Origin of the sequence: Myroides sp. A21, assembly GCF_000807225.1 — a bacterium.
Lineage (GTDB): Bacteria > Bacteroidota > Bacteroidia > Flavobacteriales > Flavobacteriaceae > Flavobacterium > Flavobacterium odoratimimum.
The window spans coordinates 2,382,303-2,394,573 of sequence record NZ_CP010327.1; the positions used below are offsets into that span (position 1 = coordinate 2,382,303).

Here is a 12,271-nt window from a genome sequence, read left to right on the forward strand (position 1 = left end):
AAAGTTAAAAGCTAAGTAAAAGGAGTTAAAGTCATAGAGTTTAACTCCTTAAAACACTATTAGAACCTATGTAAATTATCCTATTAATGTATTGATAATGTAATTTATAGTATCGTTATTCTGTTTTATCTGTTCTAAAGTTCTATCTTTTTCTTTATAAGCTATCGCTGAAAAAGGGGTATCAATTATATCTGCGTTACACCATAGTGTATCGTTAGTATAATGAACATAATTACCAGCTCCAAAACCACTTCGTACAGCAAACCCACAAATTGAATTACTAAGAGAAAATTCTTCTGTGTTAACCAATCTATTACGATCTTTATCTATATAGGCAGAAACTCCTGTATCGTTTGCGTCATAAAAAGATAATATTGTGTTTTTTTCATTAGCATAAAATACTTTTAGAGTTAACCATGCCTTGATAAATTTATCAACTGTGAAAATTTCTAGGTTAAAAATATCATCCTCTTTGATTCTGTTTTTGATAAAAGTAATACAAGAAGTTAATAAATCAGTGTTTTTTAATAATTTTAAAAATTCAATTTTCGAAAAATGCTCCCTATTTAAGTTGGAAAATAGTACACCTTCAAACTCCCCTCTAGTAGTTTTATAGATATGTCCAACTTTGTTACACTCTATAAATAATCTAAAGAGCCTAAACATATTAGCTAAAGGAATATTTTGGACTGCATTTTCACAGTTACTAATTAATCCTATTATAGATTGATAGTTATTGAATTCTCTTTTTAAGTTTTCAAAATCAATTGGCATATCAGAGTTAATTATTGGAATAACTGTATTGTCCATATTTACAGCATGTACTTTGAATAAAAATGACAAATCTCCCATAAATGACTCATGATCTTCCCAATGTTCAATATTTACTCTATGTGTATATAGTTTAAGTTTAATTTTTTCTTCCTCGTTAAACCAGATATTTAGATTTATATTTTGGATTAAAGTGATAGGAGTAATAGTAATATCAAATTGTAAAAGCTGTTCAATATTATTTGAACCTTCAATCATTTGTAATATATAGCGCCAGTCAACATAATTATTATTTCGGTCATTCCATTTAAAATCAAAATAATTTTTACGCAATCTTCTTAAAAAAAGATAAGTCTCTTCTTTTGCATCTTGAAACTTTGAAATAAAGGATAACAAAGGGAGTAATATATTATGTTGTTTTTCACTACTAAGATTTCTTAGATTAATTATGTCTTTGACTTCTTCATTATCATTTATAAATTGAAATTGTGTTTGAAATTTTTTATCTGTAAGATATTTAATTAGTTGGTTTAAAGCATTGAATAAACTTTGTATTTCTAATAAATACTGTTCATTTTTTTTCTCTTTCAGTCTTTGTTTTGCTTGTTTTATAAGGTTGATCTCATCTTGCTGACCAATAATTTGAAAACACCAAGTTAAGAAATCATTTACACCATTATCAGCAATGTTCTCATTGATGTTTCTGTTTTTCCAAAAATAGTTTTCCCTGTTTTCCCATTGTTTAGAGAAATCTATATTTTGAATATTGGCTAGTAATATTGGTTTAATGTTTTCTGATACAGTTAGATTTTTACCTGTTGTATTTATTATAACAAAACGTTCTTCACCATGTTTTTTACTTTGAACATCATAGTATTGGATTTTAAGTTTATCTAATACAAAAGATGAGAAACCCTCAACTTGTAGAGCGTCTTTTTTCTTTTCAATTGCACTTAAAGTTAATAACATACTTATAACTGAAGGGTCTTGATCATATTCATTAAAATACCATAATTGATTTTTAATAGTATAAGCAATTAGAGTCTCTTCATTGTTAATTAATTCTTCTTGTTTTGCATTACTGTATTTATCGTTTAATAGGTTTTTTTTTTCTAAGCAAAAATCTAAAATTAAATCTTTTAAAAAGAACACGGTACTTTCTCTAACGGCATATTGTAAATGAGGCTCTTCATAGTCAGTGATTAAACAATGTTTAATTTTTTGTTTTTGTTCTTCGTTGTTTTCAATTCTATAAAGCATTCCAAGTAAAAGGTACAAAGAGGTTAATCTTTGTTGACCATCTGTCAAATAAATATGATTAAGAGGTTGTTGATAAACATCTATTTTTCCAAGTAATACATCTGAGTATCGATTGTTATTAAATTCATCAATTAACGTATCTAAAAAACCACTTATAATATCTGTTTTATTTTCTCCATGAGTTTTGTCACCCCAACAATAATCTCTTTGAAAGTCTGGAATAATAATTTTGCGGTAAGGATTTGAAAACAGTTGTGAAAGAGAGTATTCCTGAGTATTAATTAAGTTCATAATAGTTGTTTAGTTGTTTAATAATTGATTGTTTATTCTCAGTAATATTATTTTCAGTCCATTGAGAATTTGCAAAAACTGAAACTGTATGTAATAGATGCCTACTTTTAAACTTCTCAGAAGTATTAAAATAGGACATCTTTTTTTCAAGGAATGTTTTAGGGCCAAATGATGAATTGTCATCTCCATATAGTAAAACTAAATTTCCTATACAATGTATGCTAGCTTGGTTGTAAGCTTCTTGTTCAAAGTTAAGGTCACTTGCTTTTGACTTAGGATAAATATGTTCTAAGGAACGATTGTTCCAAATTGAAAAATCAAATTTCCTTTTTAGTTTAGTATCTTCAAGAATATTCATTAATAGTAAGAAACGAAAAGCTATTTCTTTTCTATTGTCATTAAATGCTTCATTATCTGGAGTACTATAAACATATTTCTCATCTATAAGATTTATGCTCTCTTGGGCTTTTATTTTTTTAATAGCAATCATTTCTTCTAATCTATTGCTGTTCTCTATTTTCTCAGTATTATTATTTATAATTTCTAAATGAGTTGCTCTTACCAATGACCATTTGGCGTAATCTTCTAAAGATAATTTTTTATCAATTGAAGGGTTTAAAAAGTAATGTAAAGCATCTTCCTTTGAGTTACTTGTTTTTAGTATAATGCCTAAAAAATTATGAGATTCAAAATTGTGGTAAAGATCTTCGAAAGTTTTTTGCAACTTTCTTAAACCATCAAAATGTTTTTTAGCATCCAATGAGTTAGATATAAATTGATGTTTGAAACTATCAAAAGTTAGGTCTTTGATAGTTTCTTTTGTATTGTAATTAATCTTTGCATATGTAATTAGCAAGTAATACATCGGATGACGATTTCCAGTATTAAAATAAGTTTTAACATCAGAACGATTCCACCAGTATAACCACTTATCCCAGTTTCGCGCTAATGTCCCTCTATCTTCATTGATTTTCCATTCTAATCCTAATTGTTCTTCTGTACTTAATTGAGTTTGAATTTCTATTCTTGATGATTTGATTAATAATTCTGATTTGATTAGCTCTTCGTCTCTCATTAAGGCTTTTAACCCATTTAAGGAAATAAAAGTATTGATTGCTTTTTCTTTTGGAATAGGGTTATATAGTAGAAAGACGTGTTGTTTAACAAATTTTAAAAACTCTTGTTTATCGGTATTATTCTCTTTTAGTTTTACTTTAATCAATTCTAAAGCTTTATTAAAGTAGAATATATCTTGTGTATCAATATTTTGAAATTCTTCATTATTATGGATAATAAGATTATTTAACCATTTATGAGAATCCTCTCGTATATCATATTTAAGTTTGTTTGTTATTAATTCAAACTCTTCAAGTACAGCAAACAATAAATATAAGGAGGTTGTTCTTTGTTGTCCATCTACTAAGATTATATTACCATTTTCTTCAACTACTGTCACAGCCTCTATAAAATATTCCTTCAAATTACTTGCATTGATTAAACTATCAATAAAAAATTCTAAGGAACTTGTATTATTAGTTTCTACTGACCACTTATAACCTCTTTGGTATTCAGGTATTACAAATAATCCTTTTTTGAAATAGGTTTCTATATTTATTTTTTCACTCATAATAAATCTCTTTTTTAATGTTTCAATAAGAATCTTTTACATCCTTATGAGTTGTACTTCAGTTTTAATTGATTGGCTAATGTTTGAATATTTTCTTTTCTTTTTAATGGCTCTATCCAATGTTTAGGAATACTCTCAAATCCATATAAAATACCTGCCAAGGCTCCTGTAATTGCTCCATTTGTATCAGTGTCTTTACCTAAAGACATAACTTTTAAAATAGCTTCTTCATAATTATTTGTAGTAAGTAAAGTTTGAAGAGCAATTTCTAAGCTTCCCACTACAAATCCTCTATTATTAAATTCACTTGGGTCAATTTCCTTAAAATTAGGAGAGAAGATACGCTTAAAGTATTCATTTTCCTGATAGATAGAAGCTAAGTCTTGTATAAGATTTTCATATGCCAGATGTGCATCTTTGGTTAAAACAAGATGTTTGGCATAGATAAGATAGATATAACAGCTATCTATAGCTATTTTATGTGCATGAGTTAAACTACTAAAGTTACTAATATAGCTGTAAGGATCTGTAATACTCTTATCATATAAGAGTGGAAAGAGCAGAGGAGATATACGCATTAAAGACCCATTTCCATTGTCGCGTTCTGTACTTAGTCCTGCTGTTCTCCAATTACAGTCATTTGCGTAATTTTCAATAGCAAATAAAGTGGTTCTTCCAATATCAAAAGTATCTCCATCGGCAGTCCAATAACCTTCTTTCATCCAGTCTTTGAAACGCTCTAAAAGATTATCTAAATTAGTCTCTTTATTAGCTAGGTATTCAGCTGTACAAAAAGTAAGAGAAGAATCATCACTAAAGGTTCCAATAGGTTTATGCCAAGAGCCGAATCCTGTTAATCTATTTGGCTCATTCTTATAATTAGTTCTAACAGATTCTATATCTATTTCATTTGGAAACTTAAATTCGATAGGAACTCCTAAAGCATCAGCTACTGCTACACCGAATAGGATATCTTGTGCTAAGTTGGACATTTTATACTTGTTTTTAAAAGATTGCTTCTCAAAATTAAATCATATAAATGGCAACCCAAACTCTTAAGATAAGATTCTTTGTTTTAATTGTAAAGCTTTCTTATTAAAGGTAATAATCAAAATACTTAGTAACAGAAACAATTTTAGCACTAAGAGATGCTATTGAATTACTAAGTGGGAAGTGGAAATTTTGCATTCTTCATAATATTCATACAAATGAAGTAATGCGGTTTAAGGATTTGCAAGAACACGCTAAGGGAATTTCTCCTAAGGTATTGTCTAAAGAACTGCAGGAATTGGAAGATAATTTATTAATTACTAGAACAGTTAATTCCACTAAACCAATTACCGTATCTTATCGCTTAACAGAACATGCTCTTGAGAGTTATCCTGTTTTAGAATCTTTAATTGAGTTTGGTATAAAGCATAGAAACTTAATTAAAGGTAAATAGAATCTTAACTACACTCCGGACAAATACCAGATACTGTAAAATTGACAGCTCTCATTTTATAGTTTTTTGGCAAGGTAAACAAAGGTTCTATATCAATCATACAAGTGGTAGTTTGACAGCGTTCACAAGTAAAGTGAATGTGATTATGATTGTGTTTTTCTAAGGAACAATTATGGCAAATAGCATATTTGATTGTACCTTCTACTGTGGCTATTTTATGTATAACTCCTTCTTCAATTAAGCGATCAAGTACTCTGTAGATCGTTACTCTATCACAGATTCCATTTAAAGTAGTAAGTATCTCTGCATGGGATAAGGCTACTTCTGAGTTTTCAATTAGTTTTACTATTTCAGTTTTAGCTTGTGTATTTCTAGTTTGTTTCATGATGTTAAATAATAATGCAACATTGTTGCAATTACAAATTTAATCATTATTATTGCAACTAAGTTGCATTAAATAAAAACTAGATTATGACTTATAAAAATCAATATGACGTAATTATTGTAGGGGGAAGTTATTCAGGACTTTCTGCTGCTATGGCATTAGGACGTTTATTAAAATCCGTTTTAATTATTGATAGTGGTTTACCTTGTAATAGACAAACACCACATTCCCATAACTTTCTTACCCAAGATGGACAAACGCCTCTTGCAATAGCTAATAAAGCAAAAGAACAGGTTTTAGCCTATCAAACTGTATCTTTCTACCAAGGATTAGCAGTATCAGGTAAAAAGACCTTAAACGGTTTTGAAATCACCACAGATTTAAATGATACTTTTAGCGGTAAGAAATTAATTTTTGCTACAGGTATAAAAGATATTATGCCAGATATTAAAGAAATAGAAGCTTGTTGGGGAATATCAGTGATTCACTGCCCTTTTTGTCATGGCTATGAATTTAAGGATAAGAAAACAGCTATTTTAGCAGATTCTGATAAGGCTGTTCATATGGCTTCTTTAGTTGGTAATTTAACAAAGGATATTACTGTATTAACTAACGCTTCAGCCGATTTTACTATAGAACAGCGAGAGAAGTTAGCGAAAAATCACATTGCAATTATTGAGACTCCAATTACAGCAATTAAGCACCAAAATGGTTACCTTGAATCAATAGTATTTAAAGATAATTCTAAATTAGAAGTTCAAGCGATGTATGCGGCTGTAGCATTTGAGCAACATTGTCCAATTCCAAAAGACTTAGGTTGCGAACTAACAGAAACTGGTTATATCAAGGTTGATGCTTTTCAAAAAACAAGTATTGATGGGGTATATGCCTGTGGCGATAATACCAGCATGTTTAGATCTGTATCAGCTGCTGTAGCTAGTGGCTCTATGGCAGGGGCAATGGTGGTTAAAGAGCTAACTGAAGAACTATTCTAAAACATAAAAACCGCAACAGTTACGTTGCGGTTTTATCTTCCTATAAATAAAAAAGCTTTTAAAAGAATCGTTTTTGCATAGTATCCATTACTTTTTCAATTCCTTCTTCTTGAAGCCATTGGTATTCTTGAGTGGATAAATCTCCTGCTGTATAATGAAGCTGATCTTTATCTTGTATAACTGTCTGATATATCACAGTAGCAATATCTTCTGGTAGATCACGCTTAGCACTTGAATCTTGCTTCATTGCTGTTAAGTACTGATTAAATATGATATCATAATCTGGGTGCGAAGCGATTTGAGCATTGCTTCCAAAACTAGTTTGCATATAGGCTGGAAGTATTGTTTTAATTTTAATTCCAAATTGACTTAACTCATAACGCATCCCTTCTGTCCAGTTTTGCAAAGCTGATTTTGTAGCTGCGTAGACAGAAACAAAAGGATAGGGGATATTGGCTGTTGAAGAGGTAACAGTTAAAATAGTTCCTTGTTTACGAGCTCTGAAATAGGGTAAAAAGGCTTTTGTTACCAGTAGAGTACCAAGGAAATTAGTATTAATCTGTTGAGACAACTGATCATCTGTTATTGCTTCAAAAGGACCGATTAATCCATAAGCAGCGTTGTTAAGTAGTACATCTATTGGGGCTATTTCCTCCGCTTTTTTAGCTGCTTCCAAAATTTGAGAAGGGTTGGTAAGGTCTAACTTTAAAAGATAAACATTGGATAGTTGATTTAGCTCTGTCTCTTTTTCAGGTTGACGCATAGAGGCAATAACTCTCCAACCTTTACTTGCAAATAGTTTTGCTGTTTGTTTTCCTAAACCAGAGGAAGCACCTGTTATAAAAATAGTTTGTGTCATTTTTTAAGTTGTTTTTAAATTACTCTACAAAGATTAAGAGATAAAAAAACAACAGATTTACCATATGGTAAAAAGAAGAAAAGCTATATGTTTTTTCGAATTCTACTTAAAGATTGCTGTGTAATACCAAGGTATGAAGCAATGTAAGATAGAGGTATTCGATTAACAAGAGTTGGATACTTCTGTAAAAACTCTAAATATCTAGTAGTAGCATCTTGAGCAATCAGTGGACTTACTCGCTGAAGTTTTACCAAAAGTGCTTGTCTATTTATTTCTTGAACTACTTGCTCAAGCGTTGGAATTTCTAAAAGAATTTCTTTCCAATCACAATTTGAAAATACAACAAGTTTACAAAAGGTCACTGCTTGTATATATTCAGTAGAGATGTTTTCTTTTAAGTTTGAAATTAAATGATTCTCTTCTAAGAAGATTTTAGTGATTTCTTTTTCTTGATCATTGTAATAGTAAATTCTAAAGATACCTTCTAAAACAAAACCAACTTGTTTTAAAACTTTATCAGATTCAATAAAATGATCCTCTTTCTCTAATTGAACTTCCAAAGCCTTACTAGAAATAAAGCTTAATTGAGATTCACTAAAATCTCCAAATTGACTTAAAAAGTTGATGAATTCTTCCATTAAAGTAAAGTTACTATTTCTTGCTAGATGATTTGTATGCTATATAAAAAATCACTCCAATAAACTATAAATAATGATTATTGGAGTGAAGGAGGGATCTACTGTTTGAACAGAGTAGTTGCTTTTATGGGGATTAAAGAATTTGATGCTTAACATCTATGGCAATCTTACCATAAAAATCTTTATCTGCGGATCTTGTTTCAAGTAGATCATGTGCTTTGTCCATATCTTCTAAAGAGAATACTTTAGTTACAATTGGTTTTAGTTTTCCTTGTTCTACAAGTTTAGTAAGTTCATCTAATTTATTTCTATTTTGTCTTGTAAAGACAAAGTGATAGGTCGCATTTTTACCCCAAGCTTCAATAAGGTTTTGAGGCTGGGTGATATCAACAAGTGTAACTACTTGGCCAAGTTGACTTAGAACTTTTCCACTATCAGTAAGTGTTGTTCCTCCAATGGTATCAATAATTACATCTACTCCTTGATTGTTCGTTAGTTCATTGATACGATCAATATAATTTTCCTTGGTATAGTCAATCACATAATCAGCTCCTAGTTTAATTAGAAAGTCATGATGTACATCTCTAGCTGTTGTAAAGACAGTTGCTCCCATAGCTTTAGCTATTTGAATAGTTGGTATTCCAACTCCACCAGCACCTCCATGAATTAAAATGGTCTGATTGATTTTAAGTTGGGCTCTTGTTACTAACATTTCCCAAGCTGTACCAGCGGCTAAAGGAAGGGTAGCAGCCTCTAAATGACTAATGTTTTTAGGTTTTAAGGCAATAATAGATTCAGATGCACAGTGATATTGTGCATAGCTTCCAGGTTCATTAAAAATCTCAGGTGAGTAATATACTTCATCTCCAACTTTAAAATTTTCAACTCCTTGTCCGAGTTCTACAATTACCCCTGAGACATCATGCCCTGTGATAACAGGTAGGGATAACTCATTTTTATAATCTCCACGACGGATCTGATAATCTAATGGATTAATTGATGTTGCAAGTACTTTTACGAGTACTTCTTTAAATTTAGGTTTTGCAATAGGTACTTCTTTTATTATAAAGTTAGTAACTGGTCCAAATTCTTCTAATATGGCTGCTTTCATTGTGTATTTTTTTTATGATTATAAATTAATTTGATAGTGTATTTAAAAACTCAAGTATTTCTGCTGCAATTTCATCTACATGAGTCTCTAAAGCAAAGTGACCTGTGTCATAGAATTTTAAAGTAGCATTTGGTAAGTCCTTTTTGTAAGCTTTAGCTCCTTCAGGTAAGAAATAAGGATCCTTATCTCCCCAAACAAGTAAAGTCTTTGGTTGATAGGTTCTAAAGTACTCTTGGAACTTAGGATAAAGGGCTACGTTTGTTTTATAGTCTTTAACAAGGTCTAATTGAATTTCTATATTCCCAAGTCTATCTAAGAACTTTTGATCCAAAGTGTAGGCTTCAGGGGCAATTAAAGAAGGATCTTTAACTCCTTGGTGGTACTGAAACCAAATAGCTTCTTTGGCAACAAAACCATGTAGTGCTTTTCGGTTTGCATCTGAAGAGTCTTGCCAATAACGTTGTATTGGATCCCATTCTGTACTTAGCCCTTCCTTGTAAGCATTTCCATTTTGAGAGATAAGTGCAGTTATTTTCTCTGGATTATTTACAGCTAATCTAAACCCAACAGGAGCTCCGTAGTCAAATACATATAGAGCAAATTGTTTTAGTTGTACTTGCTCAATAAAAGATTGCATGACTTGAGCTAAGTGATCAAAAGTGTAGTTAAACGTCTTGTGATCTGGAGCATCAGAAAATCCAAAACCAGGTAAGTCAGGTGCTATAATGTGATACTGTTTACTTAGAATAGGAATTAAATTTCTAAACATATGGGAAGATGTAGGATATCCATGTAAGAGTAGAAGGGTAGGTTTGTTTGGGTCTCCTGCTTCTCTATAAAAGATATTTAATCCATCAACTTTAATAAAGCGATAGTGAATTGAATGGTTTTTCATGATTTGATTCTTTGAAATTAAATTTGATTGTGCATAAGCATTTGAAATACTAGTCAGACTAAAGGTTAATAGCGTAGCAACTAGTAGTTTTGTTATTGATTTTTTCATCTTGTTATTTTGTTTGTCAAAAATATATCGGATATTTGATTGCTAAAAACGATTAATTATGATTTAATAAATCATAAAAAGTGATTTTAAAATGAATACAAACGATTTAAAAATATTTGAGGCAGTAGCCCAGAGTGGTAGCTTTACCAAAGCTGCTGATCTAATGTTTACTGTTCAATCTAATGTTACAGCTAGAATTAAAAGCTTAGAAGAGGAGTTTGACACCAAACTCTTTTTAAGAACATCTCGCAAGGTTGATCTAACAGAAGAAGGAAAGATATTAATGCATTATGCCAAGCAAATTCAGCATTTAGTTCAAGAGGCTAAAAATGAAATAAAAAGCAGTGATATTGTAACAGGACATTTAGCTATTGGGTGTATGGAAACCACAATGGCATTAAAAGCTCCTGAGATATTACTTTCTTTTGCACAGAAGTATCCCAATATTGAATTAGAGTTTAAATCAGAAGACAGAGATGTACTTATTTCTGATGTTTTAAACTATAAGCTCGACGCTGCTTTTGTTTCTGCTCCCCTTAATACAAATGGGTTAAAGCAAATAAAGATTAAAGAAGAACAGCTTGTTATTTTAGCTTCATCAAAACAACCAAGTTTAAACAAACTAGTTACACAAGAGCCATTAAAGAGCATTGTATTTGACAATGGTTGTATTTTCAGAGAGCGTTTAGAGTCGTGGTTTACTCACAAAGGAGTACATAATTATAAGAGCATTGAGCTTAACTCTATAGAGGGGATTATAAACTTTGTAGAAGCAGGACTTGGTATTAGTCTGCTACCTGAAGAGATTATATCACAGTACTATCAAAACAGAAAAATATGCACCTATCCTCTTAGTAAGCAATTAGGAACGATGACCACTTTACTTGTCTATAGAAAAGACAAAGCTCCTTCAAAAGCGCTTCAAAGTTTTATTGATATGTATTTGTAAAGTTTGATATAACTAAGATAATAGTATAAAAACAAGGATGTGATAATCACATTTTTAAAAGGTGTTTAAAACAAATCTTAAACACCTTTTAAATTATTCATTATCTAGTTGTATATCCTCCATTGGCAAAAATGGTTTGCCCTGTGATCCACCAACCATCAGTAACTAAAAATTCAACAAGAGGAGCAATGTCTTCTATTTTGGTTAATCCACCTAAAGCAGATGCCGATTTGTGATAAGCAACAGCATCTTCTGTTTCTTGACCATAAAAAAATGGAGTGTCCATAGGACCAGGAGCTACACCTGTTACAGAAATTCCTCTTGATCCAAATTCTTTTGAAGCCATTCTAGTAAAATGCTCAACAGGTGCTTTGGCTCCAGCATAAGTAGAGTACAAGCCTGTATAAGCGGCTAGTAGAGAGGTAACTATTGAACAGATTTTACCATTGTCATTTAAATGCTTTCCAGCTTCTTGTATGAAAAAGTAGGCTACTTTGGAATTGATATCAAACATGCTATCGTATTCTTTTTCCGTTGTTTCTAAAAATGATTTTTTAAGTACCATCCCAACTGTATTTATTGCAATATCAATACCTCCGAAACGATTTTTAGTTTCTTGAAAAAAAGTAGCTATGTTTTCTACTTTAGTTAAATCAGCTTGGAATAAAAAAGCTTCACCTCCAAGCTTATGAATATCCGAAAGTGTCTTTTCGGCTTCTATTTTACTGCTATCACTATTGTAATGAATCGCTATTTTAGCACCTTTTGATGCGAAATTTCTACTTAGTAAACCACCAAGATTTTTAGCTCCACCTGTAATTAATACTACTTTTCCTTTTAGATTATTATTTGTCATTGTTGTTTGATTTTAAATGTTTTACAATTGATTCTGTAAATATGATATGAATTAAAAACAATAACATGGTGAACTTTTCGGG

At 30.7% G+C, this 12,271-nt stretch carries 12 protein-coding genes; 3 read left to right on the forward strand and 9 right to left on the reverse strand.

The window, feature by feature from the left end:
• Positions 1-75: 75 nt before the first annotated feature.
• From MYRA21_RS10860 to MYRA21_RS10870, 3 genes are read right to left on the reverse strand one after another with little or no spacing between them, the layout of a single operon-like run.
• Positions 76-2,322 carry a DUF262 domain-containing protein gene (locus MYRA21_RS10860; protein WP_039329001.1) on the reverse strand — a complete coding sequence of 749 codons (2,247 nt, stop codon included), beginning with the start codon at positions 2,320-2,322 and terminating at the stop codon, positions 76-78.
• Positions 2,309-3,949: a DUF262 domain-containing HNH endonuclease family protein gene (locus MYRA21_RS10865; RefSeq protein WP_039329003.1), complete on the reverse strand. Its 1,641-nt coding sequence runs from the start codon at positions 3,947-3,949 to the stop codon at positions 2,309-2,311. Before MYRA21_RS10865 ends, MYRA21_RS10860 begins: the two co-directional genes overlap by 14 nt.
• A gap of 44 nt (positions 3,950-3,993) precedes the next feature.
• On the reverse strand, positions 3,994-4,941 hold the full coding sequence (locus MYRA21_RS10870) for an ADP-ribosylglycohydrolase family protein (RefSeq protein WP_039329005.1): 948 nt from the start codon (positions 4,939-4,941) through the stop codon (positions 3,994-3,996).
• Positions 4,942-5,081: 140 nt separating this feature from the next.
• Here MYRA21_RS10870 and MYRA21_RS10875 point away from each other — a divergent pair, with 140 nt between their 5' ends.
• Entirely contained in the window at positions 5,082-5,393 is a 312-nt protein-coding gene (locus MYRA21_RS10875) for a helix-turn-helix domain-containing protein (RefSeq protein WP_052237535.1), read from the forward strand.
• Between the two features lie 4 nt (positions 5,394-5,397).
• Here the strand turns inward: MYRA21_RS10875 and MYRA21_RS10880 are convergent, their stop codons facing one another.
• A complete protein-coding gene (locus MYRA21_RS10880; protein WP_039329007.1) occupies positions 5,398-5,778 on the reverse strand; it encodes a Fur family transcriptional regulator in 381 nt (126 codons plus the stop codon).
• Between the two features lie 86 nt (positions 5,779-5,864).
• Here MYRA21_RS10880 and MYRA21_RS10885 point away from each other — a divergent pair, with 86 nt between their 5' ends.
• Complete coding sequence (locus MYRA21_RS10885) at positions 5,865-6,773, forward strand: NAD(P)/FAD-dependent oxidoreductase (protein ID WP_039329009.1); 909 nt, start codon at positions 5,865-5,867, stop codon at positions 6,771-6,773.
• A gap of 58 nt (positions 6,774-6,831) precedes the next feature.
• On the opposite strand, the gene MYRA21_RS10890 is transcribed toward MYRA21_RS10885, so the two are convergent.
• The 4 genes from MYRA21_RS10890 to MYRA21_RS10905 all read right to left on the reverse strand — a co-directional run bounded on the left by MYRA21_RS10890 (position 6,832) and on the right by MYRA21_RS10905 (position 10,384).
• Positions 6,832-7,632, reverse strand: a complete 801-nt coding sequence (locus MYRA21_RS10890; RefSeq protein WP_039329010.1) for an SDR family oxidoreductase — start codon at positions 7,630-7,632, stop codon at positions 6,832-6,834.
• A gap of 83 nt (positions 7,633-7,715) precedes the next feature.
• Complete coding sequence (locus tag MYRA21_RS10895; RefSeq protein WP_039329011.1) at positions 7,716-8,270, reverse strand: Crp/Fnr family transcriptional regulator; 555 nt, start codon at positions 8,268-8,270, stop codon at positions 7,716-7,718.
• A 133-nt stretch (positions 8,271-8,403) separates the two neighbouring features.
• Positions 8,404-9,381 (reverse strand): zinc-dependent alcohol dehydrogenase family protein, encoded by a 978-nt coding sequence (locus MYRA21_RS10900; RefSeq protein WP_039329012.1) that lies wholly within the window; start codon positions 9,379-9,381, stop codon positions 8,404-8,406.
• Between the two features lie 25 nt (positions 9,382-9,406).
• The gene (locus MYRA21_RS10905) at positions 9,407-10,384 is read right to left on the reverse strand and encodes an alpha/beta fold hydrolase (protein ID WP_198032301.1); all 978 of its coding nucleotides are present in this window, start codon (positions 10,382-10,384) and stop codon (positions 9,407-9,409) included.
• Positions 10,385-10,475: 91 nt separating this feature from the next.
• Here MYRA21_RS10905 and MYRA21_RS10910 point away from each other — a divergent pair, with 91 nt between their 5' ends.
• Positions 10,476-11,333 carry a LysR family transcriptional regulator gene (locus tag MYRA21_RS10910; RefSeq protein ID WP_039329013.1) on the forward strand — a complete coding sequence of 286 codons (858 nt, stop codon included), beginning with the start codon at positions 10,476-10,478 and terminating at the stop codon, positions 11,331-11,333.
• A 100-nt stretch (positions 11,334-11,433) separates the two neighbouring features.
• On the opposite strand, the gene MYRA21_RS10915 is transcribed toward MYRA21_RS10910, so the two are convergent.
• Entirely contained in the window at positions 11,434-12,189 is a 756-nt protein-coding gene (locus tag MYRA21_RS10915; RefSeq protein ID WP_039329014.1) for an SDR family oxidoreductase, read from the reverse strand.
• Positions 12,190-12,271: the final 82 nt, after the last annotated feature.

Excerpts from the sequence above, each read along its gene's own strand:
- MYRA21_RS10860 (WP_039329001.1), bottom strand. The coding sequence starts at position 2,322 with ATGAACTTAATTAATACTCAGGAATACTCTCTTTCACAACTGTTTTCA.
- MYRA21_RS10865 (WP_039329003.1), bottom strand. The coding sequence starts at position 3,949 with ATGAGTGAAAAAATAAATATAGAAACCTATTTCAAAAAAGGATTATTT.
- MYRA21_RS10870 (WP_039329005.1), bottom strand. The coding sequence starts at position 4,941 with ATGTCCAACTTAGCACAAGATATCCTATTCGGTGTAGCAGTAGCTGAT.
- MYRA21_RS10880 (WP_039329007.1), bottom strand. The coding sequence starts at position 5,778 with ATGAAACAAACTAGAAATACACAAGCTAAAACTGAAATAGTAAAACTA.
- MYRA21_RS10885 (WP_039329009.1), top strand. The coding sequence starts at position 5,865 with ATGACTTATAAAAATCAATATGACGTAATTATTGTAGGGGGAAGTTAT.
- MYRA21_RS10890 (WP_039329010.1), bottom strand. The coding sequence starts at position 7,632 with ATGACACAAACTATTTTTATAACAGGTGCTTCCTCTGGTTTAGGAAAA.
- MYRA21_RS10895 (WP_039329011.1), bottom strand. The coding sequence starts at position 8,270 with ATGGAAGAATTCATCAACTTTTTAAGTCAATTTGGAGATTTTAGTGAA.
- MYRA21_RS10900 (WP_039329012.1), bottom strand. The coding sequence starts at position 9,381 with ATGAAAGCAGCCATATTAGAAGAATTTGGACCAGTTACTAACTTTATA.
- MYRA21_RS10905 (WP_198032301.1), bottom strand. The coding sequence starts at position 10,384 with ATGAAAAAATCAATAACAAAACTACTAGTTGCTACGCTATTAACCTTT.
- MYRA21_RS10910 (WP_039329013.1), top strand. The coding sequence starts at position 10,476 with ATGAATACAAACGATTTAAAAATATTTGAGGCAGTAGCCCAGAGTGGT.
- MYRA21_RS10915 (WP_039329014.1), bottom strand. The coding sequence starts at position 12,189 with ATGACAAATAATAATCTAAAAGGAAAAGTAGTATTAATTACAGGTGGA.